The sequence below is a fragment of the Kouleothrix sp. genome (assembly GCF_046328425.1).
Lineage (GTDB): Bacteria > Chloroflexota > Chloroflexia > Chloroflexales > Roseiflexaceae > Kouleothrix.
Genome location: NZ_JAXLWP010000029.1, coordinates 40,821 through 66,959, shown reverse-complemented (window position 1 = coordinate 66,959; position 26,139 = coordinate 40,821). Strand labels below are relative to the sequence as shown.

Below are 26,139 nucleotides of genomic sequence, written 5' to 3'. Positions count from 1 at the left end.
ATTCAGGAGGATCCGGGGCGGCCGGGCCGCATCGAACGCCTCGTAAGCCCGTAGCTGTGGATTATACTCGAAAAGCAGCGCGTGTATGAAACATATGCGCGACGTCTGGCAGGGGCGCCCGGTGGCGCAGCCGGCGCGCGGAGGAGCTACTCAAGCGGCATGGTGGCGCGCACGGTCACGCCGCCGCCCTCGGTTTCGAACACGTCGAGCCGGCCGCCGAACTCGCTCAGCCGGTACTGCATGGCGCGCAGCGCGTGCAGGCCCGGGCGCTCGTGTGTGCCGTCGAGCAGGCCGACGCCGTCGTCCTGGATCATCAGCGCCACCGAGTGGGCGTCGTAGCGCAGCGTCAGCACCGCCGACCCGGCGTGCGCGTGCTGCTGGACATTCAGCAGCGCCTCGCGCGCCAGGCGCACCAGCAGGTCGCGGTGCAGCGGGTTGAGCAGGCGTGTGCGCCCGAGCAGCGTGACGCGCGCGGGAGTGCCGGTATGCTGGCCAAAGCGCGCCGCCAGCAGATCCAGCGCGGTGCCCAGGTCGGCGTCGGCGGGGGCCAGCGGGGTAAAGATCACCCGGCGCAGCTCCTCGACGCTCTGCTCGGTGGTGCGCGTCTTGGTGATCTGCATGGCCAGGGGCGCGTCGTTCAGCCAGCGCTCGCGGTTGCGGGCTGCCGCGCGCGCGTCGGCGGCGAAGCGCGGCGGCTCGCCGCCGACCGGGCGCTCGAGGCGCGGCGGCGGCAGCCTGGCCGCGCGCGTATCGCGGCGGTTGGCCAGCATCTGGCGCACTGTCTCGATCAGCCAGGGCAGCGCGAAGCCGACCATCAGCGGCACCACCAGCACCAGCGCCAGCGGCAGCCAGCCATCCTCGGCCAGCTCGGCGGCGGGCGGCTGGTCGGTGGCCCACAGCAGCATCGCCGCCATCGACACAAAGCTGAGGCTCGACATCACCCAGCCGCGCACGCCGTCGAGCAGACCCGGCAGCACCAGGCTGCTGTAGGCGTAGAACACGAACGGGCTCGACCAGCCGCCGCTCCAGGCGATCACCAGCACGGTATACAGAATATCGGCGCCCAGCGCCAGCGGGTTGCGCTGCGCCAGCCGGGTATACTGCCGCGCGAAGATCGTGCCGGCGATATTGACGAGCGCGGTGACGGCCAGCAGCGGCGCGTAGGCCGCCGCGCGGCCCCCGTACAGCAGCACCAGCACGGTGACGCCCCAGGCCAGCCAGCGAAACGCAAAAAATATCACGTGGTTGGCAAACCACGGTATTGAACGTGTACCTCGCACAATCCACCTCAGCGGGTACGTGAACCTCTGCCTTGCCTGCCTGCGACGGCACCGCGGGAATGGCCGCATGAATCGGGCGCTCGCGAGTGCGCTGGCGTGAACGAGGCCAAACTCCAGGAGTAGAACGACTATAGTTTAGCAGAAAGCCAGGGCAACAGCAAGGCAAGACAGCAGCAAAATCGTAGATGTCGAGGCCGCCCACGCGCGCCCCGCAGGCGCCGCTCCGGCCGCCGCCGCTCAAACCACGGCTACGCGAAGTTATAGTATAATACTGCCCTTAAGCGTCTGCCTGAAAAGCACGAATGCGAGGAGTCGTTACCTTTACACGCCTCGTTCTGGCCTCGACCAGCCAGAAAAAAGGCCCCTGGTGGGACATAGTCCTTCCAGGCCGGGCTTTTCAGCCAACCTTAAAGGGGCTTGGTATTTCCAACCTGCCGGCGAGGTCGCGGGGGCCTGCGCCCCTCCACCGCCCTCGTGCGCCATGGTTTGCAAGAACCGAACCCCGATTGTTTCTCTGCATTGTCTAGCCGCAGTAGGAAGCGCATGATCAGCCAAAACAGCAGGCCGAGCACATTGCGGCGTGGCGATCAAATCTTCGTGATCGCCGCGCACGCGGCCGGGAACGCCGAGCTCAATCTTTGGGCGATGTACCAGGAGGGTGCGTTCGTACAGTGGGAAGACGCGGGGGTGACGCTCTCCGACGGCCAGCGCGTCGGGCCGTGCTATGTGCTGTGGGTGCCGGCCCCCGAGCTGCTGCTGGCCGAGGCTCCGGCGCTGCCGGCCCCCGAGCCGGCCGCCGACGCCGCGCCGGCCAAGGCGACGCGGCGCGGCAAGACGACGCGGCACAAGGGGATCACGCGGATCGACCACCCGGCCAAGCGCACGTTTGGCTACATGGTGCGCGTCGCCTGGAAGGGCGAGATCCACCACAAGTTCTTTTCCGACAAGCGCTGTGGCGACAGGCTGGCCGCGCTCGACGCGGCGATCCAGTGGCGCGACCGCACCGAGGTCGAGATCGGCAAGCCCCGCACCGAGCGCATGGTCTTTGGCAAGCCCGCCGGCTCGAACCCGGCGGTGGGCGTGGCGCGCCGCCGCGAGAATAACACCGACTACTACGAGGCTACCTGGCTGAGCCCCGAGGGCCGCGTGCAGCGCACGCGCTACTCGATCCGCAAGCACGGCGAGCGCAAGGCCCTGCGGCTGGCAATGGCCGCGCGCCAGCGCCACGAGCGCATTCGCTACCAGACGCCGCGCGACTGACGGCCCCCGCGAATGGGGATTGCATTGCCTCCATGACATTGCGTAAGACAATGCACAGATCGTTATTGCCGCACAGCCCGCTTGAAAGGGGATATGCCACCAGGTAAAACCGCGCCCGCCGGTGTTACCGGCGGGCGCGGTTTTTGCCTGGTGGGCCGCGCAGGATCTGAACCTGCAACCAAGTCGTTATGAGCGACGTGCTCTGCCATTGAGCTAGCGGCCCGTACGCCACCATCCTACCACATACATCGGCAGAGCGTCAATCGCCAAGCGCGGGGTTACAGGGCTGGAGCAAAGTCGGCCCTCACCCCCCTTCCCCCCCTCTCCCGCGTGCGGGAGAGGGGGGGAAGGGGTGAGGCGCGGTCGCAAAGCGACCGCATCACACAGCCAGATGTGTTTCCCCTCCCCTGACAGGCGAGGGGTAGGGGGAGGGGTCGAAAGACCTTGCACGAGCCCTGCGTGGGGTTACGGGGGCGCGTGCAACGTCAGAGCATTCAGCTGCAGCGGCCCTGCAGACGCTCACGGCAGTGGCGTGGCGAAGTTCGTGCCCTGAAACGTGGCGTTCTGCGGGATCACCAGATCCACGTTGCCGAGGTAGTCGATGTCGACAGTGGCGTCGGCGACGCGCACATCCAGCACATGCCCGCCGCGCTGCCGGTCGGCCGAGATCATGTGGAAGTGGTAGCCGGCGACGCCGATCGTGCCGAGGTAGTCGGGCAGCATGTAGCCCACCAGCGTCGCGCTGAGGTTCTGCTGCTCGAATACTTTCTGCTTGCCGACGGCGGCGGCCAGCGTGGGGTACGGCGCGGCCTGGCGCGGCACGCTGCGAAACTTCAGGTACGGGAACGTGCCGCTGATCTTGAAGGCGTACGGCCGGTTGGCGCTGGGCAGCTGCTTGCCCAGAAACGCCTTCAGCTCGTCGAGGCTCTGCAGCGGCTGGCTGATCGTGAGCTGCTGCGAGCTGTGAAAAAAGCTGACATCGGCGAATGGCGTAGTGAGCGCCTTGTCGGCCACGCGCACCGCGCCGTCGGCGGTGGCCTGGTAGAACACCCCATCCAGCGCGATCATCTCGCCGTCGAGGCCGTCGAAGGTGCCCAGGCCGAAATCGCCGCGCTGCGCGAGCTGCGCAAAGGTGGTCTCGCCGCCAAACTGCCCGCGCTGCAGCGCCGGGTATGTCGACACCTGCGTCAGCGTGTCGGTGTCCTGCGCGGCGCCGGCCGGCGCCTGGCCGCAGCCCGCCAGCAGCGCGGCGAGCGCCCACACCAGCAGCGGCGCGCCCCAGCGCCACAGGCTCGGCCGGCCTCGGGTGAACCCAGCTTGCCAGTTCATCAAACCCTCCATATTACCCATCGTACGCCAGCGTCTCGCGGATGGTCAGGCGCGCGGCGGCCTGCGCGGGTGCCAGGCTGGCGAGCACGGCGATCAGCGCGACGATCACCAGCCACAGCAGCACGCCCGGCCACCAGAACACGACATCCAGCGGGTGATACAAGATCAGCGGGCCGAGCGTAGCCGAGAGCCAGGCGTCAAACGGCAGCGCGCCGATCGTGCCAATGACCGCGCTGACCAGGCCGATCACCAGCCCTTCGACGACGACAACTCGGCGCACCACCGGCGTCTGCGCGCCAAGCGCGCGCAGCACGCCGATCTCGCGTGTGCGCTCGATCACATTGATGCTCATGGTGCTGGCCAGCCCCAGGCCGCCAACCAGCGCCACTAGCGCGACCATCGACAGCAGCAGGATCGCGACGATGTCGAGGTTCGAGGCCACCGATTTGCGGCTGTCGGCGGTGATGCTGCTGCGCTCCACCTCGATGCCGTTCTGGTGCAGCCGGCGCAGCAGCTGCGCCTGCACGGCCTGCTGCTGCTCGGCCGCGCTGCCGGCCGTGCGCACCACCAGCCGGCTGGCATAGCCGGTCGCGCCGGTCGCGCGCTCGAAGTCGGCGTAGGGGATGTAGGCCACCGGCACGAAGCCGCGCGCGCTCACCCCGACGATCCGCCACCAGCGCTCGTCGTCGCCAATCCGCAGCTTCACCGTCTCGCCAACCCCCGGGCCGCGAAACAGGTCGAGCGCGTCGGCGTTGACAAACAGCGTGCTGCGGTCGCCGCGCGCCAGCCGGCGCCCGGCGATCACGCTGGGCTGCGAGAGCGGCGTGCCCGCCGGCAGGCCCACCAGCACCATGCTGCCGCTCAGCCGCCCGTCGGGGAATACCAGCCGCGCGCTGCCGACGCCCCAGGCTTCGGCTTCGACCACGCCAGGCGTGTGGCGCGCCGCGGTCAGCAGGTCGCCTGCCGGCTGCGGCTCAGCGACGTTCACCTCGACGTCGTAGTTCGCCTCGGCCTGCATCGCCAGCGCGGTGGCCTGGATCGACTGGCGCACGCCCAGCACGCCGATGAACATCGCCCCGGCCAGGCTCAGCGCCACCAGCGTCAGCGCCACCCGGCCGGCCTTGCGAAAGGTGTTGCGCACCGAGATCAGCAGCAGCGCCGGCGCGGCCTCGGCCAGGCGCCGCGCCAGCGCGCCCTGGCCCAGCCGCAGCCAGGCAGGCGCTGTCACCGCCGGCTGCCCGCCGATCGCCTCGCGGATGGTCAGCCGCGCGCCGCCGAGGATCGGCACGAGCGCGGCCAGCACCGGCACCACCAGCGCCGCCACCACCAGCACGGCCAGCGTAGCCGGCGGCATGCCGAAGCTCACGATGGTGGTGTTGAGCGCCGAGCCCATGCCGGCGGCCAGGCCATACGCGCCGCCGAGCGTGATCGGCAGCGAGATCACCAGCCCCAGCACGCCAAAGATCAGCACCATCTCGAGGTACAGCCATACGATCTGGCCGCGCCGCCCGCCCAGCGATTTGATCACGCCGATCTGCGGGATCTGGCGCGTCACCACCGACGACATCACGTTGACGATCAGGAAGCCGCTGAGCGCCAGCGTCAGCAGGCCCATGGTGCCGAGGATGAACAGAATGCCGTTCATCGAGTCCCACAGCGGCGGCTGGCTCGGCCGAGGGATGCTGATGCGCGACACCGCCACGCCGCTGGCGGCGATCTGCCGCGCGACGCGCGTGGCCGCCGGCTCGACGTCGGCCCAGGCGCCGGGGTTGCCGGCCAGCCGCACATACAGCTGGTTGAAGTCGCGCGGCTGCTTGAGCGCCGCCAGCGTCTCGCGCGCGATGTAGCCGTAGGCGGTGGTGATGTCGATGTTCGATGGGACGATCGCCTGGTCGCTCACCAGGCCGGCGATCGTCAGCGTGGTTGCGGTGTCGTCGGGCATGCGCACGCGCACGCGCTGGCCGATGCGCAGGCCAAACTGCGCCGCAGTCGAGCGCTCGATCAGCACCTCGCCGCGCGCGACGCCGGCCGGGCTGCCTGGCTCGGGCGCCAGCCGGCCGATCGCGACGTCGCCCCAGTCGGCGGCCTGCAGCTCAAACGCGAGCCAGCTGCCCGGCCCCAGCGCCAGCTGCGCGCCGACCGTGCGGCGGCCCTCGGCGGCGGCCACGCCGGGCATGCGCGCCACCTGGTTCACCAGCCCGCTGCCGAACGGCTCAAGGCTCAGCACCATATGCGCCGGCGCGCTGGCCGCGAAACCGCCGCGCATGTCGCGCTCGAGGATGGTGCGGCCTGCGCTCATCAGCCCGTAGGCGCCCACGCCCACGGCGATCACCAGCACCACCAGCGCGGTTCGGGCTTTGAACAGCCAGATCTCGCGCAGCACCTTGGTTCGGCGCACACCGATCATGGCGCGGCCTCATTCGCGGCGCGGCGCTGCTCGGCCAGCCGCCGCACCTGCTCGCCAAACCCCGCCGACCGGCCGGCGATCTGCTCGAAATCGGCGCGGCTCAGCTCGACCACGCGCGCCAGCTGCGAGGCGCGCACGCTGGCCAGGCGCCGGCCATCGCCGAGCAGCGCCATCTCGCCGAAGAACTGCCCAGGCCCCAGCCGCGCCACCAGCACGGTCGCGCCGTCGGGGCGCTGCCACAGCACCTCGACGCCGCCCTCAAGGATGACGAAAAAGGTGTCGCCAAGCGCGCCCTGGCGGATGATCGTCGCGCCCGGCTCGAATGTCTGCGCGCGCAGGTTCGCCGTCAGATCGAGCAGGGCGCGGAAATCGAGCGCCGTGAGCGCCTGGATCTGGTTGCGGATCTGGTTGCGCTCGACCACCCGGCCGAGGCGCTCGGCCAGCGCCGGCGAGCTTTCGATCAGCTGGTGAAATGCGCCGGCGTCGAGCGCCGCCACCACGGCTGGCGCCGCGCCCGACGCGCGCACCGTGGCGCTGCGCACGCCGCTGCCCGCCAGCGCCGCCTCGCCAAACCAGCGCCCGGCCGCGAGCTGGTCGACCAGCGTTTCGCCGCCGGGGCGCTCGACGAACACGTCGACAGCGCCCTCAAGCAGCACGAAAAACTCGTGGCCGGCCTCGCCTTGGCGCACGATCGTCGCGCCGGCCGGGAAGGTACGCACCTCGGCGCGGCGCTTCACCTCCACCAGCTGGTCGGGGCTCAGCTCCTTCAGCGCGCGCGCCAGGTGCTCGTGCACGACCTCGCCGTCGGCGATCAGGATCGCGCGATCGACCCGCCGCGCCAGGTCGTCGTCGTGCGTGACCATCAGAATGGTGGTGCCCTCGGCCGCCAGCCGGCGGAACAGCTCGAAGATCTGCGCGGCGGTGCGCGAGTCCAAGCTGCCGGTCGGCTCGTCGGCAATGATCAGCGCGGGGTTGTTCGCCAGCGCCCGCGCAATCGCGGCGCGCTGCTGCTGGCCGCCCGACACCGCCGCGGGCATTTTGTGCGCGTGCGCGCCGAGCTGCACCAGCTCGAGCAGGTGCATGGCCCGCTCGCGGCGCTCGCGCGGCTGAAACAGGCCGTTCAGTTCCATCGGCAGCACAATATTCTCGAGCAGCGTGAGCGAGGGCAGCATCTGGAAAAACTGAAACACGATCCCGAGGTTGCGCCCGCGCCACGCCGCCATGCCGCGCTCGTCGAGCGTGTGGATGGGCGTGCCGCCGACGATGATCTCGCCCGAGCTTGGCCGGTCGATGCCGGTGAGCATGTTGATGAATGTCGACTTGCCGCTGCCGGATTTGCCGATCACCGCCACGAACTCGCCGCGCTCGACGCGCAGGTCGATCCCGCGCAGCGCCGGCACCGGGCCGGCAGGCGAAAGGTAGTCCTTGCGCAGCTCGCGCACGACGATAAACGGCTCGGTGGTGGGCGGCGCGGCGCGGTTGGTGTCGTTCATAGCATTGAGCTTGTGCTAGCGGGATGCCCCGATCATAGCGTTGCAGCGCGGTGGTGTCAAGCGCCAGCCTGCCCGCCCGACAAGGAGCAATACATCCGGCGTTGTTTCCGCCCAGGCGGGCACGATGCCCGCCCGACAAGGAGCAATACATCCGGCGTTGTTTCCGCCCAGGCGGGCACGATGCCCGCCCGACAAGGAGCAATACGTCCGCCGTTGTTTCCGCCCAGGCGCGCACGATAGACGCCGAGATTGGCAATACGTCCGCCGTTGTTTCCGCCCAGGCAGGCGCGATGCCCGCCCGACACCACACAATACGCCCGGCGTTTTTCGCCCAGGCACGCACGATGCCCGCCCGACACGAGCAATACGTCCGCCGTAGGGCGGGCATCGTGCCCGCCTTCTCCCCATCGAGGTGAGGCGCGAGGTCGAGCGCACGGCTCGCTCGTACGTGCGGCCCTTCTTCGCCCCAGCCGTAGGGCGGGCATCGTGCCCGCCTTCTCCCCATCGAGGTGAGCCTGGAAGATCGAGCGCACGGCTCGCTCGTACGCGCGGCCCCAGCACCCGCCGCAGGGCTTCGCCCCAGGCTCGGTAAAGAAATCTGTCTCCCGGCTTGCGCGCGGCGACTTCTGGTATACTACCGGCCGGAATCATCGGGCTTCGCCGCGCGCCCATGCGCACGCCGCAAGCCGAGGTTCGGCTCAGGGAGGAGGGACACTTGGAAAGCTCAGGCGCAGTCGCCACGCTGTTGCGCCTCGCCGGCGTGCTGGTGCTCGTGGCGCTCAACGGCTTCTTTGTCGCGGCCGAGTTCGCGCTGGTCGGCTCGCGGCGCACCCGGCTCGAGCAGCTGGCGAGCGCGGGCAACGCCACCGCCGCGCTGGGCCGGCGCATGCAAGAGGATCTCGACCGCTACATCGCGGCGGCGCAGCTCGGGATCACGCTTGCCAGCCTCGCGCTTGGCTGGATCGGCGAAAGCACCGTGGCCGCGCTGGTCGACCCGCCGATCGAGGCGCTGGTGGTGTGGCTGCTGGGCAACCTGGCGGTGGCCGAGACGCTGGCGCTCTCGGTCAGCCACGCCGTCGGCATCGCCGTGTCGTTCTTCGTGATCACCTCGCTGCATATCGTGCTGGGCGAGCAGGCGCCGAAGGTGTTCGCAATACGCGCGCCCGAGAATACCGCGCTGTTTATCGCCCGGCCGCTGGCGCTGTTCAACCAGGTGTTCGGCCTGATCATCCGCTTTCTCGACTGGGCCACCGAGCTGGTGCTGCGGCTGGTTGGCATCAGCGAGAGCGGCGGCCACACCAAGGTGCACTCGGCCGACGAGCTGCGCCTGCTGGTGGAGGAGAGCGGCGAGGCCGGCGTGCTCGACGAAGAAGAGCAGGAGATGCTGATCAACGTGTTCGCCTTCGCCGACCGGCCGGCCTACCAGGCGATGCTGCCGCGCACCGAGGTGGTGACGATCGATCACGAGGCGACCGTGCACGAGTTCCTCGACCGCTTCGCCGAGACCGGCCACACGCGCTTCCCGGTGCTCGGCCCCGGCGGCGTCGACGACGTGCGCGGCATTATTTCGGCCAAAGATCTGCTGGTGGCCATGCGCGACGGCAGCGTCGCGCCCGAGCAGCCGATCGGCCCGCTCATCCGCCCGGCGTTCTTCACCCCCGAGAGCAAGCGCATCGGCGACCTGCTGCAAGAGCTGCGCGCCAAGCACATCCGCATGGCCATCCTGATCGACGAGTATGGCGGCATGGCCGGCGTGGTGACAATGGAGGACCTGGTTGAGGAGATTGTCGGCGACCTCGACGACGAGCTTGGGCACGCGCACGACGAGCTGAAGACGATCGACGAGCAGACGACGGTGGTGGAGGGCCAGATGCGCGTCGAGGATGTGAACGAGGAGCTGGATCTGAACATTCCCGCAGGCGACTACGAGACGCTGGCCGGGTTCATCCTGGCGCGGCTGGGCCGGCTGCCGGCGAATGGCGATACGCTGCTGCACGGCGGCACCCGCCTGACGGTGCTCGAGATGCAGGGGCCGCGCATCAAGCGCATCGAGATCAAGCGCGGGCAATGATGCGCCAGGGCTCGTGCGCAGACGATTGCCCCCTCTGGGGCGTGCATCGTGCCCGCCTGGGCTCCTTGTAGGGCGGGCATCGTGCCCGCCTGCATTGGAAAATGACGGGCCTATTGTGTAGGTCTCGGGCGTGCATCGTGCCCGCCTTGAGGGAAACGGCGGGCCTATTGTGTGGGTCTCGGGCGGGCATCGTGCCCACCCTGGCGGAAAAACGGCTCTGCCGACGTCACCGCCGTACGCGCCTGCCTCGTGGCCGACCGACTGCGCCACAGAGGGGCATGTGAAGGGGCCGCACGCACGCTCGACATCCCGGCTCACCTCGATGGGGAGAAGGCGGGCACGATGCCCGCCCTACGGCGGACGTAGTGCCGGTCTCGGCGCCTATCGTGCCCGCCTGGGCGGAAAACGCCGGACGTATTGCGCGGTGTCGGGCGTCCATCGTCCGCGCCTTTGCGGATGTAGGGCGGGCATCGTGCCCGCCTGGGTTCCTTGTAGGGCGGGCATCGTGCCCGCCTGCATTGGAAAATGACGGGCCTATTGTGTGGGTCTCGGGCGGGCATCTTGCCCGCCTGGGCTCCTTGTAGGGCGGGCATCGTGCCCGCCTGCATTGGAAAATGACGGGCGTAGTGCGCGGTGTCAGGCGGGCATCGTGCCCGCCTGCATTGGAAAATGACGGGCCTATTGTGTGGGTCTCGGGCGTCCATCGTGCCCACCCTGGCGGAAAACGGCTCTGCCGACGTCACCGCCGTACGCGCCTGCCTCGTGGCCGACCGACTGCGCACAGGGGGGCATCGTGAAGGGGCCGCACGCACGCTCGACACCCGGCTCACCTCGATGGGGAGAAGGCGGCACGATGCCCGCCCTACGGCGGACGTATGTGCCGGTCTCGGCGCCCATCGTGCCCGCCTGCATTGGAAAATGACGGGCCTATTGTGTGTGGTGTCGGGCGGGCATCGTGCCCGCCTGCATTGGAAAATGACGGGCCTATTGTGTGGATCTCGGGCGTGCATCGTGCCCGCCTGGGCTCCTTGTAGGGTGCCCATCATGCCCGCCCTACGGCGGACGTAGTGCGCGGTGTCGGGCGCGCACGCTGCCCGCCTTGAGGGAAACGGCGGGCGTATTGCGCGATGTCGGGCGGGCATCGTGCCCACCCTGGCGGAAAAACGGCTCTGCCGACGTCACCGCCGTACGCGCCTGCCTCGCGGCCGACCGACTGCGCCACAGGCATGTGAAGGGGCCGCACGTACGAGCAAGCCGTGCGCTCGACATCCCGGCTCACCTCGATGGGGAGAAGGCGGGCACGATGCTCCGCCCTACGCCGGACGTATTGCGCGGTGTCGGACGCCCATCGTGCCCGCATTGATGGAAAATGACGGGCGTAGTGTGTGGTGTCGGACGCCCATCGTGCCCGCCTTGATGGAAAATGACGGGCGTAGTGTGTGGTGTCGGGCGGGCATCGTACCCGCCTTGAGGGAAACGGCGGGCATAGTGTGTGGTGTCGGGCGCCCATCGTGCCTGTCTGCCGTAGGGGCGGGCATCGTGCCCGCCTGCATGGAAAATGACGGGCGTAGTGCGCGATGTCGGGCGCCCATCGTGCCCACCCTGGCGGAAAAACGGCTCTGCCGACGTCACCGCCGTACGCGCATGCCTCGTGGCCGACCGACTGCGCCACAGGCATGTGAAGGGGCCGCACGTACGCCGACATCGGCTCACCTCGATGGGGAGAAGGCGGCACGATGCCCGCCCTACGGCGGACGTATTGCCGGTCTCGGCGCCCATCGTGCCCGCCTGCATTGGAAAATGCACGGGCCTATTGTGGGTCTCGGGCGGGCACGCTGCCCGCCTGGGCTCCTTGTCGGGCGGGCATCGTGCCCGCCTGGCTCCTTGTAGGGCGCCCATCATGCCCGCCCTACGGCAGACGTATTGCGCGGTCTCGGCGCCTATCGTGCCCGCCTGCATTGGAAAATGACGGGCCTATTGTGTGGGTCTCGGGCGTGCATCGTGCCCGCCTGGGCTCCTTGTAGGGTGCCCATCATGCCCGCCCTACGGCAGACGTATTGCCGGTCTCGGCGCCTATCGTACCCGCCTTGAGGGAAACGGCGGGCGTAGTGTGTGGTGTCGGACGCCCATCGTGCCCGCCTGAGCTCCTTGTAGGGCGGGCATCGTGCCCGCCTTGATGGAAAATGACGGGCGTAGTGTGTGGTGTCGGACGCCCATCGTGCCCGCCTTGATGGAAAATGACGGGCGTATTGCGCGATGTCGGGCGTGCATCGTCCGCGCCTTTGCGGATGTAGGGCGGGCATCGTGCCCGCCTTGAGGGAAACGGCTCTGCCGACGTCACCGCCGTACGCGCATGCCTCGTGGCCGACCGACTGCGCCACAGGCATGTGAAGGGGCCGGACGTACGGGCGAGCCGTGCGCTCGACATCCCGGCTCACCTCGATGGGGAGAAGGCGGGCACGATGCCCGCCCTACGGCGGGCGTATTGCGCGGTCTCGGCGCCTATCGTGCCCGCCTGGGCGGAAAACGCCGGACGTATTGCGCGATGTCTGGCGCCCATCGTGCCGGCCCCGTCTGACGGGTGCTCGAGCTGCGGGGGCCGCCCGGCTACGGCTTCAGCGCAATACCGCCAAACTGCACGCCGAGCTTGCGCTGGTCGTGCTGGGCCGGGTCGGCCTCGGCCGGCACCCACGTCGGCGCGGCGATCCGCAGCAGCAGCGTGCCGGTCGGCGGCGCGGCCTGCCCGGCCAGATCGGCGCGGTAGCGATAGCCGCGCATCCCCGGCGCGAGATCAAAGCAGGTTTCGCCGCTGAACGGCCGGGTTGGCAGCGCGAAGTCGGGCGCGCCCGCGTACGACACACACGCGCGCGCCGGGCCAAGCGACGCCGGGCGCGTGGCGCCGGGCGCGAGCAGCAGCGTCACGTCGAGCGGCGCGCCAGCGCGCGGCCAGGCCATGCGCACCACCGCGTCGCCGTCGGTCCACGCCACCGTGGCGCCGTCGATCTGCTCGGGGTGGTAGAAGCCGCGCACCTGCGCCGCGAAGTCGTCGGGCGCGATCGGCTGGGGCGCGGGCGCTGGCTCGCCGGCCGCTTCGAGCCGGTAGACCAAAAAGCGGAACGCGAACTCGAGCGGCACGCTGGGCTTCTGGTCGCGCAGCTGCTGGAACTCGGGCAGGCGCAGCGCCGCCGGCCCCACCGGCACCGGCCGCAGCCCCGGCAGCTCGACGCCGCCGTTCGCGCCGAGCACCAGGTACACCTGGCGGCCCTGCGCCTGCCAGCGGCGCACGTAGTCGGCCAGCTGCGCGGCGTACCTGCCAGGGTCGGGGCTGCGGATGGCGAATGTGTCGAGGCCAAAGGCATACTTCAGCGGCGTCGTCACCAGGTCGGGCGTGTCGCGGCCCTCGCCGCGAAACAGCAGCACGTCGCCGGGCTTGAACTGGCCTGCAATCGCCGCAAGCTGGTCGAGCGCGCCGGCATACTCGACGTGCGCGTACAGCTGGCGGTTGGTAGCCACAAAGAAGGCAAGCTGCGCCAGCACCAGCACGGTGGCCACCGCTGCGCCAAAGCCTGGCAGGCGGCGCCGCCACTGCGCAATCTGCACGATCGCATACGCCGCGCACAGGCTCAGCGCCGGGTAGGCCAGCGGGATGTAGCGCCGCAGAATGTAGATGTAGGTCAGGTCGCTGGTGCCATAGCTCAGCCGCACAAAGAAGAACGTGCTGGCCAGGCTGGCGAGCAGAAACAGCCACGACGCGCGGCTCAGCCTGCGCCACCACAGCGCCGCGCCCGCGATGCCCAGCAGCATGCCCAGCGGCGAGAGGTACCACCCCAGGCGCGCCAGGTTCGCCTGGGCGATCCCGGCCTTCTCCGAGTCGCCCTCGCGGCCGGGCACCAGCTCGGTGGCCGCGCGCGCTGCCACCGGCCGGCCGCGCAGCCAGCTCGGCAGCGCGCCGCGCGCGTAGGCCAGCGTTCGGGGGGGGCTGGGCCGGCGCTATGGGCGCGCCAACGTAGCCCTGCAGCGCCAGGCAGTCGGGCGCGCTATTGCCGGGCAGCAGGCAGCCCGGCAGCGCCGCCAGCGTACCCTCGTTCAGGATCTGCGGGCGCACCAGGTAGCCATACACGCCCAGCAGCAGCACCGCCGCCGCGCCAAGACGCAGCAGCCACGCCTGCCAGCGCACGATCTGCCGCTCGAGCCAGCGCTGCGGCCGGCCATCGCGGCGCAGCAGCACAAACGCCGCCAGCGCCAACGCCACCAGGCCGATCTCCAGCGGCAGGCGGTAGGGCGCGCGCAGCGACGCGCTGCGCGGGATGTTCAGAAACTGCTCGCGCAGCCCAGGCGTTAGAAACGGCCACGCCAGCGCCGCCGCCAGCGCCGACTGATCCTGCAGGCGCGCGTAGATCAGGTCGAAAAAGTAGGCCCGCGCGAACAGCAGAATGTGCGCCAGCGCCTGCGCCAGCATCGCGCCGAGGCCCAGCGCCAGCGCCCACACCGGCCCGCGCCAGCGCCGCGTGAGCGCCAGGTAGGCCAGGTAGGCCAGCAGCGGCACGACGATCGGGAAGAAGTCGACGCGCGCCAGCGCTAGCTGGCCCGCCGCAAGGCCCGCCAGCAGCCCGGCGAAAGCCTGGCGCGCGCCCGCGCCGCGCGGCGCGCCGGCTTCGCCGGCAGCCGTCTGCTGAAACGCCGCAAAGCCATACAGCGCCGCGAGCGACAGGCACTGCGCGGCGGCCTCCGATGTCGAGTAGCGGCTGAACCACACCTGCGCGCCGTTCAGCGCCAGAAACAGCGCCCCCAGCAGGCCCACCCAGGCGCCGCCCAGCCGCCGCCCGAGCATGCCGGCGCTCACAACGCCCAGCAGGCCGAGCAGGCTGGTGGCCAGCAGCCCGCCGCGCAGCCCCAGCAGGCTGGCGAGCAGCGCGATCCAGGCTGGGTAGAGGTGGAAGAACTGCGGCGTCACCAGGCCGCGGTCGAGGTCGCCCTCGTTGATCAGGTAGCCGGCGAAACGCAGCCGGGTGGCGATATTGCGCGACGCCGGCTGGACGCCCAGCAGGTTTGTCTCGGCCTGCGCGGCGGCGGCGCGCAGCAGCGGGTCGGGGGCTTGCTGGTCGGATGCGATCTGCTGCAGCAGCGCGTCGTGCTGCAGGATGCCGCCGCCGCGCGCAATCGCGAAGCCGGTGGTGGCGTACACGCCCGCGTCGCGCGCGCCGAGCACTACCTCGAATGGTCGCGCGACCAGCGCGGCGAACAGCAGCCCCACGGCGGCCAGCGCGAGTGTCTCCCAGCGCGCCGCAAGCCCGGCGCCCGCGCGCTCTGGCTGCGCGGCCTGCCCGCCTGCCCGAGCCAGCGGCCGCCGCCACACAGCGAGGCCGGGCACAGCGCCTAGCCCGCCGCGCCGCCAGGCCAGCCACGCGCATGCCAGGCAGAGCAGCGCCAGCAGCAGCAGGTGCAGCCAGGCCGCGAACACGCCCAGCTCGGCTAGCGTCAGCGCCAGCCAGCCGTTCAGCAGCACGCCGGCGAGCACGCGCTCGTAGTGGCGCTCGAGCGCGTCGGGCGGCTGGGCAGGGCCGAGCCATGCCAGCGCCAGCAGCGCACCAGGGATGTAGAGCAGCGGCGCGAGCACGAGTGTGGCGAGCAGGGCCAGCATGGGTTACGTGTCTCTCTGAGTTTGCATCGCGGGCGATTATACCATTTCTGCCGGGAGGCACTGTATGAGCGCGATCGATCGCGTCCCTGCTTTCCACCCCGCAACGTTCGTCCGCCACCCCGCAGCCTCCGTCCGCCATCCCGCAGCCTCCGTCCGCCATCCCGCAGCCTCCGTCCGCCATCCCGCAGCCTCCGTCCGCCACCCCGCAACGTTCGTCCGCCATCCCGCAACGTCCGTCCGCCACCCCGCAACGTTACGTCCGCCATCCCGCAACGTCCGTCCGCCATCCCGCAGCCTCCGTCCGCCACCCCGCAACGTCCTCGTCCGCCATCCCGCAACGTCCGTTTCGATACTTTTCGAGGGCTGCGCGCCCGCTTGCGAGGCTTTGGGCCTGCGCCCGCGGCCAAGGCCGCCGGTACCTCCGTGACACCGAGAGCGCGTATTGCTTGCCGGCAGGCCTTTGAGAGCTTCTATTTTCGTGTCGCGCCGACCGACCACAACCAGCGCGAGCAATCGCCGGCACCAGCAGCTACGCTGGGACAGCCCGCAGGCGTTTCGCCGCGCTCACCTCACCCGCTCGCTTCACCCGCTTTGCCTCCCGTAGTGGGTCAACGCCTGTCCTTTCGTCACTACCGCATACGCCAGCAGCTTGTGCGCACAAGCACAGCGCGCCACTTCGTCGGCTTGCCCGCTGCTCGCAATCGCTCATACTGCCCACGTTATCACTGGATTGTGCCGTGCAGCACTCAACGTTGCCATATACAAGGCGGTTCGCAAGCGCGCGTTTCCAGCGTGCCCAATCTGCCGTCGTCCGCGCACACTTGTGCCCGACTCGCGCCAGCGGCACCACCCCGGCGTAGGCGGCTGCCGCTTCGGCCGACACACAGGCCGTAAAGTTCAGCGTGCCGACCAGCAGCCAGGCGCTTGTGATCAGCCCGATACCTTGATGCTCCCCAGCAATGCGGCACTCTCTGCCCAAGCACCTCCTGCAACCGTCGCAATCTCCGTCTCCAGCGTCTCCGTTGCCGCTCACATTCCACAACCGTGTCCAAAGCCGCGAGTGCGGTTGGGATCGTCACTGGCCACTGCTCAAGCGCAGGCCCGGATTGGCCTGCTGACGCATCGTCAGCAGCCATCGCGCACCAGCAGCCGCTGGCGCAACTCGTGATAGACCTGCTCAGGCGGTGTCCAGCGCGACGGTTGACGTTCAACAGCAAACAGGGTCAACAGCTGAGCATCAAGCATCGGTTTTGGCGCGCCGGGGCAGAGAGCGCCGAAAGCGTGACGTGGGCGGGATTGACGACACTGACCGCATAGCCAGCTTGGGCGACCGCCAGCGCGGATCCAGTAGCTGCCAGTGGCTTCGAGCACAATCAGCGTCTGGGCTGGCGGGACAGCCGTGCTGGCGGTGCGGCTTCTGGAAGGCGGCAAAGCCCTCAGGAGTTTGGGGAAAGGTACGCGCACGCTGAGGCGGCAGCCAGTCGCCCAGGTCGCGGCGAAGGAGGCGGCAGCATGTCGACGCCGACAAACAGGCAATAGTCAGCAGATGCATTCATAGGTCACAAAGCTGAAAAGGAAATCAATTCCACGGATAGCGCCCCGTTCCTCGTGATACGTGGTCAGAGCCACACGATACGGTTCTGAGTGAGGCTATCCAAGGTGGTACAATTCTGACGCGGTCAAAGCCCGGGTACCCTGCCTCACCACCACCCTGTTCTCGAGGGCTCCGGCGCTGCCCCAGACCCCGTAATGTATGCTGTCGCTGCCGCTACGCCGGTGGCGCATGCCTCGTGGCGTGCACTGTGGTGTATCCGTCGGCAGGGCAGCCTTACGCCTGGTTGTGGCACGCTATCCATCCTACGCCCCGTGCCCCTACGAGCGTGGCTGGCTGCCGCTGTAAGGGCGAGCCTTGTGCTCGCCCCGCCACCTGCTCGCCCCGCCACCTGCTCCCCCCGCCACCTGCTCCCCCGGCGCATGCGAGGGCTACGCGCCCCCGCGCCCCGCGGCGGCCCCGCCGGCCTCCTGCCCCACGCCTGCCCCAGACCCCATGTATGCTGTCGCTGCCGCTACGCCGGTGGCGCATGCCTCGTGGCGTGCTGTGGTGTATCCGTCGGCAGGGCAGCCTGCGCCTGTTGTGCACGCTATCCCTACGCCCCGTGCCTCTACAAGCGTGCCTGGCTGCCGCTGTGGGCGAGCCTTGTGCTCGCCCCGCCACCTGCTCGCCCCGCCACCTGCTCGCCCCGCCACCTGCTCGCCCCGCCACCTGCTCGCCCCGCCACCTGCTCGCCCCGCTCCCCGCTCTCCGCCCCCGCTCTCCGCTACCCCGCTCCAACGCTCATTCGCTCGGCTATAATATGCACCGCCTGCACGCGCCCGATCGTCGGTGCGCGCTGCGCGGCCAGGAGAAATGCGATCATGAACGAGCAGCAGAGCCAGCCAGGCAGCGCCCTGGCCAACGACGAGTCGGCCATCCGCTCGCTGTATCAGCAGCTACTGCATAGCTGGAACGTCCGCAACGCGCCGGCCTTCGCCGCGCTGTTCTCCGCCGACGGCAGCGTCGTCGGCTTTGACGGCAGCGTCGTCGATGGGCAGGCCGCTATCGCGGAGCACCTTCAGCAGATCTTCGCCAGCCACCAAACCGCGACATACATCGGCATTGTGCGCGAGGTGCGCTTCCTGGCGCCAGATGTGGCGCTGCTGCGCGCTGTCTCCGGCATGCTGCCGCCGGGCCAGGCCGACATCAACCCGGCGGTGAACACGATCCATGCGCTCGTCGCGGCGCGGCACGGCGCGTCCTGGCGGATCGCCCTCTACCAGAACACCCCCGCCCAGTTTCACGGCCGCCCCGACCTCGCGCAGCAGCTGACCGACGAGCTGCGCCAGGCGCTCGCCGCGTCCCAGGCCTAGAGCCAAGATGCTCTGCCTGGCTTCGACGGGCAGCGCATCGCACAAGGGTAGAAGGAATTTTCGGGGGCGGCAAAGCCGCCTCCGAACCACGACATACAGCACGTGAGCAAGTGCCTTTGTTGATAGAATGCATTCCCAGCTGGAGGAAAGCCGTGCCGATAAGTGCTCGCTATGTCCACACCAACCTGGTTGCGCGCGACTGGCGGCGCCTCGCGTCGTTCTACCAGGATGTCTTCGGCTGCACTCCCGTGCCGCCGGAGCGCGACTTTCACGGCCCGGCCTTCGACACGCTGACCGGCATCGCCGGGGCCAGGCTGCGCGGCATGCACCTGCGGCTTCCGGGGTATGGCGATACGGGGCCAACCCTGGAGATATTTGAGTATGCCCCGGCGCAGGCCAAGCCCGATGCCGCCGTCAACCGCCAGGGCTACGGCCACATCGCATTCGCCGTCGACGACGTCGCGCGCGCGTACGACACGGTGGTGCAGGCCGGCGGCCGGCCGATCGGCGGCATCGTCACGCTCGAAATCGCCGGCGGCGCGCGGGTCACCGTCGTCTACATGGCCGACCCCGAGGGCAATATTATCGAGCTACAATCGTGGTCGCAACCCGCAGCACCGGCGTCCTGATACCGCACCGCGAGGGCATGCATGTCGAGCGACCTTTTGATCGGCTGGCTGCTCGGTATCGCGAGCAGCCTGATCACCGGGCTATTCATGTTCTGGCTCGAAGGCCAGCGCGAGCAGCGGCGCGAAAGGCTCAAGCAGCGGCTCGACGACTACCGCACCGCGCTTAACTGGAAAGAGCACGGCCAGAAGCTCAGCCTGCGCGGCTTCAACCTGGAGGGCGCCAACCTCTCGGGGAAAGATTTTTCGGGCGCCGACCTGGAAGGCGCTAATCTGCAGGGCGCGATCTTGTGGAAGACCAACCTGGAAGGGGCGAACCTGCGCGCGGTGAACTTCCGCAAGGCCAATATCAAGGGCTGCTCGTTCCGGCGCGCGATGCTCTACAGCGCCGACTTCGCCGAGGCGATTGTTGTGCGCGGCGACTTCAGCGAAGCGATCGTGCTGCGCGCGAAGCTGCGCGGCGCCAGCGCGTTTGAAGACTGCACCTGGCGCGACGTGGTGTTCGACCGCACCACCGAGCTAACCCACGAGCTAGCGATCGAGATGCAGCGGCCGCCGGCTGCGCCGGACGACACCACGCCGGCCGGCCGGCAATAGGCGGCTACCTTGCGCGCGGGCGCCACAGCACCGCGAGCCGCCGCACCAGAATATCGACCGGCAGCAGCGCCAGCGCCACCAGCAGCAGCGGCAGGCTCAGGTCGCGCGCGCTGCTGGCGCCCTGCGACACCGGCGCGAACGCCTGGGCCGGCTGGTCGATCCGCGCGCCCCCGCTGACGCGCGCCAGCGCCTCGAGCAGCGCGGGGTTGCTCTGGCCCAGGCGGAACTCGGGCGAGTACGGCACCACCAGCGCGGCGGTTTCCTGCGCCAGCACCGGCCCGCCGCGCGCGCCGGACACCTGGAGCATATACGTGCCGCGCGGCGGCGTGTCGACCGTGGCGCGGTACACGCCGGCCGCCTGTGCCGCCAGCGGCACCTCGCGGCGCTCGCCGCCGGGGCCGAGCAGCGTGGCGCGCACGTCGAGCCCATCGCGCGCAAGCGTCGACGTCAGCGGCAGCGTCACCTGGATGCTCGTCTGCGCGCCACCCGGCTGCAGCTCGACCTGCATCGGCCCGCCCGCCACCGTCGGCAGCGCCCAGCCCACCAGCTGCGCGGCAAAGCGCGGGAAGCCCGCCCAGCCTACCCAATCTTTGGCCCAGCGCCCTTTGGTATCGCTCGTCCAGGCCACCGAGCGGCCCAGGCCATACTGCCACTGCGCCAGGATCGGCGCGCCGTCGGCGTCGGCCAGCGCCACCGCCGCAGTCTGCTTTGGCGTCGTGCCGTCGTAGCCATACAGCTGCGGCAACCCCTGGTCGAGCCCGGCAAGGATCGGCGTGCGCATGCCGTACTCCGGCGTAAACGCGTGCTCGACGATGAAGCGCTGCGAGACCTGGCGCGTCTCCTGGACGAAGATCTGCAGCGCGTCCTCCATGTTCTTCACCGGGAAGTAGCGCCCGCCGCCCGCGTCGGCCATCTGCTGCAGGAACGGCGCCGAGCCAAGCCCCTCGGCCACCACCGACACAGTAATGCCCTTGCTGCGCATATCGCCGACCACGGCGATCGGATCCTCGCCCTCCGACCAGCCGTCGGTCATCAGGATCACGTGCTTGATCTTGGCGTCGGTCTGGTTCAGCGCGTCCTCGGCGGCGCGCAGCCCCACGCCAATGTTTGTCTCGTGGCCATTCGGCTGCAGCGGGGCAATCGCGTTCAGCACCGCGTCGGGCTGCGCCTGCGACTGGGCCACCGGCTGCAGCGCCCAGTGGACGCTGCCGTCGAACGCTACGACGCCCACCACGTCGCGCTTGTCGAGCACCGCCACGGAGCGCACCACAGCGTCCTTCCCGATCTCGAGCTTGGTGCGGCCCTTGTGGTCGTAGTAGCCGTCCTTCTCGCGGCTGGGGCCACGGCAGTGGCACGCCTGCATGCTGCTCGACTTATCGAGCACATACACTATCGCCAGGTTCGGGCGCGTCTCGGTGCTATGCACATCCATTGACACCGGCAGCGCCTGCTCGAGCGGCGTCTGGGCGTAGCCGCCCACGCCAAACGACTGGTCGCCGCCGATCATCACCAGCCCCTTGCCGAGGTCGTGAACATAGGTGGCGAGCGTATCCATCACGCCGGGCGGCAGGCGGTCGGCCGGCACATTGATCAGCGCGATCACATCGTAGGCGCCGAGCAACCCCAGGTCGGGCTGCAGCCACTGCGGCGGGATCAGGTCGGCCGGCAGCTGCGAGGCAGCGAGGGCATCTTTGAGGTTCTGGCCGTCGCCGGGCTGGCCCTCGACCAGCAGGACGCGCGGCGGGCCGACCACGCGCACGAGCGCATCGGCTGCATTGTTTTCGGCGCGCGCGTCCTGGGCGGCGCTGATCTCGGCGCGGTAGCGGATAAAGCCGCTGCCGGCGATATCGACCTGCACCGGGAAGCGCGTCAGGCCCGGCTGGAGCGTCAGGTCCTGCTCGCCGAGCAGCCGGTCGTCGCCGAAGATCCGCAGGTGCACCGGCTGCGTCGTCGAGCTCTCGAGCACCACCATCAGCTCGGCGCGCTGGCCGGCGCGGGCCTCGGCGGGGGCGTGCAGCTCGCGCACGAGCGCCTCGGAGGCCCCGGGCGCGCCGCCAAGGTCGACATAGCTGAGCGGGATGCCGCGGCTCGCCGCAAGCTCGGCCGCCACGCGCGCGTCGCCGGCATTCTCGCCGCCATCGGAGAGCAACACCATGCGCTTGTTGGTCTCGGCGGGCATCAGGCCGAGGCCAAGCTGGATAGCCGACTGAATATTCGTGCCGGTGGCAGCCGGCGCGAGCGGCGCGGCCGGCGCAGCCGCCTGGTCGAGCGGCGCGCGCTCAACCTGCGCATCGGCGCCGAAGGCCACCACGGCGGCGCGGTCCTGCGCGGGCATCGCGTCGATCGCCGCGCGCACGAACGCATCGGCCCTGGCGCGCATCTCAGGCGCGATCGACTCAGAGCGATCGACGAGGAACACCGTCGTCAGCGCGTCGGTGTCGCGCACGGCGCGCGCGCCGGCCAGCGCCAGCACCAGCGCCAGCAGCAGCGCGCTGCGGATGATCAGGTTGGCCCACAGCCCGCGCGGCGCGCGGCCGCGCGGCACGGCCCGCGCCAGGGCCCACAGCGGCAGCAGCAGCAGCAGCAGCCAGAGCGCGGCGGGGAAGAGAAAGCCTATTCGCATAGCGATACGACGCGCCGGGGCGCGGTTTTGTTCCGCCGGCGCAGCATTGTTCGGCTGGCGCGGTCGCGCCGGCAAGGCCGAATTGTAGCACGGGGCATGGGGCGAAACGTTAAGGGTTGCTGAGATTCGTATGAGAGCCTGCGCGGCGCGGCGCCCCGCTCGAGACTGCTTCGGGGCCTGCGCGGCCCCGCGCCCCGCTCGCTCCAGACTGCTTCGGGGCCTGCGCGGCCCCGCGCCCCGCGGCAGAGGGCGGGCGGCCGCCCTCTGCACTCCCCCGCTGGGGCGCTGCCCCAGGCCCCATAAAGAAACCCTCGGTATGCCCAGCCTCGGTGGCGCATGCCTCGTGGCACGACAACAGGTGTCGGTTCGCCCTGAGGCATACCCAAGGGCAAGGAATGTTCTGTTGGTTCGCCCTGAGGCATGAACGTACGACATTGACATTGGTAGGGCCTTCTTTCAGCCGGAAAGGTTATAGGAAAACCGGCAGGGTTTTCCTATGCGGGGGCCGGGGGCGCAGCGCCCCGCCTATTACTCGTAGGGCAGACAAGGAGCCAGGGCAGAAAGAGCCTAACCGGCAGGGTTTTCATATGCGGGGGGCCGGGGGCGCAGCGCCCCGCCGTAACAGTTGCCGTAGCCGGGCGAGCCTTGTGCTCGCCCAGATTGCGCCGTAACGGTTGCCGTAGCCAGGCGAGCCTTGTGCTCGCCCAGATTGCGCCGTAACAGTCGCCGTAGCCAGGCGAGCCTTGTGCTCGCCCAGATTGCAAAGAGCCTGCGTGCGCGGGGGCCAGGGGCGCAGCGCCGCCGCAGCGGCAGCGTTCGCCCGACTCCCAAAAGGATGGTAGAATACCCCGGCCATGACACCAGAGCCGCTCACAACCAAGCCCCCCTCGCTCGGCACCCAGGTTTCGCGCGCGGTGCTCTGGAACGTCCTCTTCGTGCCGCTGCGCATGATCTCCGAGATCGCCGCCACGCTGATCAAGCTCACCGTGCTGGCCCCCGCGAGCTACGGCATCCTGTCGTTGATCAGCGCCACCAACAACGGCCTCGGCACCTGGATCGACCTCGGCACCGGCCGGGCGCTGCCCAAGTTCATCCCCGAGACGAACCACGCCGGCGGGCGGCGCGCGGTGTCGCGGCTGCTGCTGGCGGTGCTCGGCGCGCAGATCGCGCTGCTGCTGGCCAGCGGCGCGGCGATCGTGCTGCTGCGCGAGCGCTACTTCGACTACCTGCGCGGCCTGGTCGTGCACGCCGACAAAGTGCCGCCCGCCGATCAGCAGCGCCTGCTGGCGTTTGTCGGGCAGTCGGGCTGGGCGCTGATCGCCGCCATCCTGGCGGTGCTGCTGTTCGGCATCTTCTACGACGTGCTGATGGCCTACCTCAGCAGCTTCTTCAAGCAGCGCGCCTGGAACAGCATCACGCTCGCGGCCCAGCTGATGCCGCCGCTGCTGACGGCCGCCGTGATCCTGGCCGGCTGGGATATTGGCGGCGTGGTGGCGGTGATGGTGTTCGCGCCGGCGGTGGCCACCGCGCTGGTGGGCTGGCAGGTGCTGCGCCACCAGCGCCAGCTCGCCGATCGGCCGGCCGGCGCCGGCAGCGAGCGCTGGCTGCCGCCGGGCTTCGCGCGCTACTGCGGCGTCTCGTTTCTGATGACCGCGACCGACTACCTGGCCAGCGCCGGGTTCGCGGCGTTCTTCGCCCAAGACGCGATCGAGATCGCCGTGCTGATGGCCGGCGTCAATATTGTCAAGGTGGTGCTGGCCTACCTGTACACGCCCATGGTCGGCGTGCAGGTGCCGCTGTTCACGCGCGTGCGCCAGGGCGAGGGCGGCACGCTCAACGGCGCGTACCAGTCGCTCATCCGCCTGCAGGTGCTGCTGCTCGTGCCCGGCGGCGTCGGGCTGATGCTGCTGGCCCGCCCGATCTTCGCGCTGCTGCAGGCGCGCTACGTCGACGCCGCGCCGCTGGTGTGGATCCTTGTGCCGTGCCTGTTCCTCGAGTCGCTGCTCACCACCGCCCACAACGCGCTGATCGTCTACGAGAAGCTGCGGGTGATCGTGGTGTCGCGGCTGCTGACGCTGGTGTGCGTGCCGCTGGTGGTGCTGCTGTTCCCGGTTCTCGGCGGCGTGGGCGCGGCGCTGGCGTTTGGCCTGGCGCGCGTGCTGGCGGGTGTGTGGGCCACGGCGAATGGCTACCGGCTGCTGGGGCTGCGCTGGCCGTGGCGCTTCAGCGGGCGCGTGGCGCTGGCCAGCGCGGCGCTGGCGCTCGTGGCCGGGCTGCTTGGCGCGCGCATCGGGCTGCCCGCCGCCGACGCCAGCCGCGTGGCCCGGCTGGCGCTGCTGGCGCCGCTGCTGGGCATTGCCGCCGCCGGCGCGCTGGCGTTTCTCGCCGTGCTGCGGCTGCTCGGCGGGCTCGACGCGCAGGATCGGCGCCAGCTGGCCCAGATGAAGCTGCCGCTGAAGCGCTGGCTGCTGCGAATACTCTGATCTGCGGACGATATATGCGCGTTCTCATCCTCGGCCTCGGCGGCGTCAGCCGCAACTTCCGCAACTGGCCCGAGCGCACGCTTGGCCAGGCGCTGGTGCGCGCCGGCCACGAGGTTCACGCGATCACCTACTGGCAGCCCGAGTCGCCGCACCTCGGGCTCGCAGCGCGCGAGGAGACGATCGACGGCATCCGGGTGCACCGGGTGCGCCCGCAGTTCTGGCCGGCCCGCGACCTGCTGGCGGCGCTGCGCGGCCTGCCGCGTCCCGACGTGGCCCACATCATGCACCCGCGCAACGTGCTGGCCTGGCAGGCCGTGCGCTGGCTGAAGCGGCGCGGCGTGCCGGTGGTGTGGACGTGGCTCGGCCCGTTCCACGACCGCTGGCTCATCGCCGACCGCGAGCGGCCCTACGAGCACCAGCCGCACCCCGAGTGGCTGATCTACCGCCCCGGCGAGGCGCTGCGCCGCAGCCTGCGCGACGGCCGGCTGCGCGAGAATTTTCGCAACTACGCCATCCACCAGCCGCTGCGCCACGTCGACGCGTTCATCCCCTGCTCGCGCCACGAGGCCGAGGTGCTGGCCACGCTGGGCTTCGGCGAGCGGCCCAGCAGCGTGGTGCCGCTGTGGCTCGACATGGAGTTCATGCGCGGCCCGGCGCCCGCGCTGGCGCTGCCGCTCACCCGGCCGATCATCCCGTATATCGGCCAGCTCACCGTGCGCAAGTGCTACGACATGGTGATCGAAGCCATGCCCGCCGTCGTCGCGCGCTTCCCGCAGGCGTCGTTCGTGTTCGTCACGCACAACCCCGAGGGCCGCGCCAACCTCCAGCGCATGGCCGCCGAGCGCGGCGTCGCGGCCAACCTGCACTTCCTCGGCACCATCAGCGAAGAAGAAAAGCTCGCGCTGCTGCGCGCCAGCGACGTGCTGCCATTTCCCTCGCGCTACGAAGGCTTTGGGCTGCCGCTGCTCGAAGGCATGGCCGCCGGCACCCCGGTGGTCAGCACCGACATCCCGGTGGTCGACGAGATCGTGCGCGACGGCGAGAACGGCCTGCTGGTGCCCTACGACGACGCCGGCGCGCTGGCGCGGGCCATGCTGGCGCTGCTGGAAGACCCGGCGCTGCGGGCGCGCGTGGTTGCCGGCGGCACCAAAACGATCGCCGAACGCTTCGATCCCGATCAGCTCGCGGCGCAGGTGGTTACGGTTTACAATAGTGTGCGCGCCGCCGTATCAGGAAAATATCATACGTCATAGATTTGACAAGCGTATATGGATTGAGTATCATGCCCGAACGATTTTCATCGCTCTCTACAACTTCTCGCGTCTCACAACCATCCGCAGCAGATCTGCCCGGCCGCGGCGCCAGCAGCACAACAACGTCGTTGAAACGATTACTGTACGTCATACCGCGCTATGCTCGTGA

General features: G+C 69.7%; 16 protein-coding genes and 1 tRNA gene. 9 read left to right on the top strand and 8 right to left on the bottom strand.

Features of this window, described 5'->3' with window-relative positions:
• Positions 1-146 precede the first annotated feature (146 nt).
• The gene (locus U0177_RS23260; protein WP_409573062.1) at positions 147-1,280 is read right to left on the bottom strand and encodes a sensor histidine kinase; all 1,134 of its coding nucleotides are present in this window, start codon (positions 1,278-1,280) and stop codon (positions 147-149) included.
• 543 nt (positions 1,281-1,823) lie between these two features.
• Here U0177_RS23260 and U0177_RS23255 point away from each other — a divergent pair.
• Positions 1,824-2,540, top strand: a complete 717-nt coding sequence (locus U0177_RS23255; RefSeq protein ID WP_409573061.1) for an AP2 domain-containing protein — start codon at positions 1,824-1,826, stop codon at positions 2,538-2,540.
• A gap of 148 nt (positions 2,541-2,688) precedes the next feature.
• Here the strand turns inward: U0177_RS23255 and U0177_RS23250 are convergent.
• The 4 genes from U0177_RS23250 to U0177_RS23235 form a co-directional block, all read right to left on the bottom strand.
• Positions 2,689-2,763, bottom strand: a tRNA-Ile gene (locus U0177_RS23250).
• Positions 2,764-3,059: 296 nt separating this feature from the next.
• Entirely contained in the window at positions 3,060-3,869 is an 810-nt protein-coding gene (gene budA / locus U0177_RS23245) for an acetolactate decarboxylase (protein WP_409573060.1), read from the bottom strand.
• 13 nt (positions 3,870-3,882) lie between these two features.
• Positions 3,883-6,276, bottom strand: a complete 2,394-nt coding sequence (locus tag U0177_RS23240) for an ABC transporter permease (RefSeq protein WP_409573059.1) — start codon at positions 6,274-6,276, stop codon at positions 3,883-3,885.
• Positions 6,273-7,769, bottom strand: coding sequence for a cyclic nucleotide-binding domain-containing protein (locus U0177_RS23235; RefSeq protein WP_409573058.1), 1,497 nt, complete (start codon positions 7,767-7,769; stop codon positions 6,273-6,275). Before U0177_RS23235 ends, U0177_RS23240 begins: the two co-directional genes overlap by 4 nt.
• 715 nt (positions 7,770-8,484) lie before the next feature.
• Here U0177_RS23235 and U0177_RS23230 point away from each other — a divergent pair.
• On the top strand, positions 8,485-9,840 hold the full coding sequence (locus U0177_RS23230; RefSeq protein ID WP_409573057.1) for a hemolysin family protein: 1,356 nt from the start codon (positions 8,485-8,487) through the stop codon (positions 9,838-9,840).
• Between the two features lie 2,607 nt (positions 9,841-12,447).
• Here the strand turns inward: U0177_RS23230 and U0177_RS23225 are convergent.
• A complete protein-coding gene (locus U0177_RS23225; protein WP_409573056.1) occupies positions 12,448-13,758 on the bottom strand; it encodes a hypothetical protein in 1,311 nt (436 codons plus the stop codon).
• A gap of 517 nt (positions 13,759-14,275) precedes the next feature.
• Between U0177_RS23225 and U0177_RS23220 the strand changes: the two genes are divergently transcribed.
• Both U0177_RS23220 and U0177_RS23215 read left to right on the top strand, forming a co-directional pair.
• Positions 14,276-14,422, top strand: a complete 147-nt coding sequence (locus tag U0177_RS23220) for a hypothetical protein (protein WP_409573055.1) — start codon at positions 14,276-14,278, stop codon at positions 14,420-14,422.
• A gap of 351 nt (positions 14,423-14,773) precedes the next feature.
• Positions 14,774-15,220 (top strand): hypothetical protein, encoded by a 447-nt coding sequence (locus U0177_RS23215; RefSeq protein ID WP_409573054.1) that lies wholly within the window; start codon positions 14,774-14,776, stop codon positions 15,218-15,220.
• 966 nt (positions 15,221-16,186) lie between these two features.
• Here the strand turns inward: U0177_RS23215 and U0177_RS23210 are convergent.
• Positions 16,187-16,300: a transposase gene (locus U0177_RS23210; protein ID WP_409573053.1), complete on the bottom strand. Its 114-nt coding sequence runs from the start codon at positions 16,298-16,300 to the stop codon at positions 16,187-16,189.
• Positions 16,301-17,896: 1,596 nt separating this feature from the next.
• On the opposite strand from U0177_RS23210, the gene U0177_RS23205 reads away from it, so the two are divergent.
• From U0177_RS23205 to U0177_RS23195, 3 genes are all read left to right on the top strand, one after another.
• Positions 17,897-18,388: an SgcJ/EcaC family oxidoreductase gene (locus tag U0177_RS23205; protein WP_409573052.1), complete on the top strand. Its 492-nt coding sequence runs from the start codon at positions 17,897-17,899 to the stop codon at positions 18,386-18,388.
• Between the two features lie 152 nt (positions 18,389-18,540).
• Entirely contained in the window at positions 18,541-19,017 is a 477-nt protein-coding gene (locus U0177_RS23200) for a VOC family protein (RefSeq protein WP_409573051.1), read from the top strand.
• Between the two features lie 21 nt (positions 19,018-19,038).
• Positions 19,039-19,611 (top strand): pentapeptide repeat-containing protein, encoded by a 573-nt coding sequence (locus tag U0177_RS23195; RefSeq protein ID WP_409573050.1) that lies wholly within the window; start codon positions 19,039-19,041, stop codon positions 19,609-19,611.
• A 4-nt stretch (positions 19,612-19,615) separates the two neighbouring features.
• Here U0177_RS23195 and U0177_RS23190 read toward each other — a convergent pair whose 3' ends face one another.
• Positions 19,616-22,234: a VWA domain-containing protein gene (locus U0177_RS23190; RefSeq protein ID WP_409573049.1), complete on the bottom strand. Its 2,619-nt coding sequence runs from the start codon at positions 22,232-22,234 to the stop codon at positions 19,616-19,618.
• A gap of 854 nt (positions 22,235-23,088) precedes the next feature.
• Here U0177_RS23190 and U0177_RS23185 point away from each other — a divergent pair.
• Positions 23,089-24,717, top strand: coding sequence for a lipopolysaccharide biosynthesis protein (locus tag U0177_RS23185; RefSeq protein ID WP_409573048.1), 1,629 nt, complete (start codon positions 23,089-23,091; stop codon positions 24,715-24,717).
• A gap of 14 nt (positions 24,718-24,731) precedes the next feature.
• Positions 24,732-25,970 (top strand): glycosyltransferase family 4 protein, encoded by a 1,239-nt coding sequence (locus U0177_RS23180; protein ID WP_409573047.1) that lies wholly within the window; start codon positions 24,732-24,734, stop codon positions 25,968-25,970.
• The last annotated feature ends 169 nt before the right edge of the window (positions 25,971-26,139 follow it).

Coding starts and splice junctions, on each gene's coding strand:
- U0177_RS23235 (WP_409573058.1), bottom strand. CDS start 7,769: ATGAACGACACCAACCGCGCCGCGCCGCCCACCACCGAGCCGTTTATC.
- U0177_RS23240 (WP_409573059.1), bottom strand. CDS start 6,276: ATGATCGGTGTGCGCCGAACCAAGGTGCTGCGCGAGATCTGGCTGTTC.
- U0177_RS23185 (WP_409573048.1), top strand. CDS start 23,089: ATGACACCAGAGCCGCTCACAACCAAGCCCCCCTCGCTCGGCACCCAG.
- U0177_RS23190 (WP_409573049.1), bottom strand. CDS start 22,234: ATGCGAATAGGCTTTCTCTTCCCCGCCGCGCTCTGGCTGCTGCTGCTG.
- budA (WP_409573060.1), bottom strand. CDS start 3,869: ATGAACTGGCAAGCTGGGTTCACCCGAGGCCGGCCGAGCCTGTGGCGC.
- U0177_RS23195 (WP_409573050.1), top strand. CDS start 19,039: ATGTCGAGCGACCTTTTGATCGGCTGGCTGCTCGGTATCGCGAGCAGC.
- U0177_RS23205 (WP_409573052.1), top strand. CDS start 17,897: ATGAACGAGCAGCAGAGCCAGCCAGGCAGCGCCCTGGCCAACGACGAG.
- U0177_RS23255 (WP_409573061.1), top strand. CDS start 1,824: ATGATCAGCCAAAACAGCAGGCCGAGCACATTGCGGCGTGGCGATCAA.
- U0177_RS23180 (WP_409573047.1), top strand. CDS start 24,732: ATGCGCGTTCTCATCCTCGGCCTCGGCGGCGTCAGCCGCAACTTCCGC.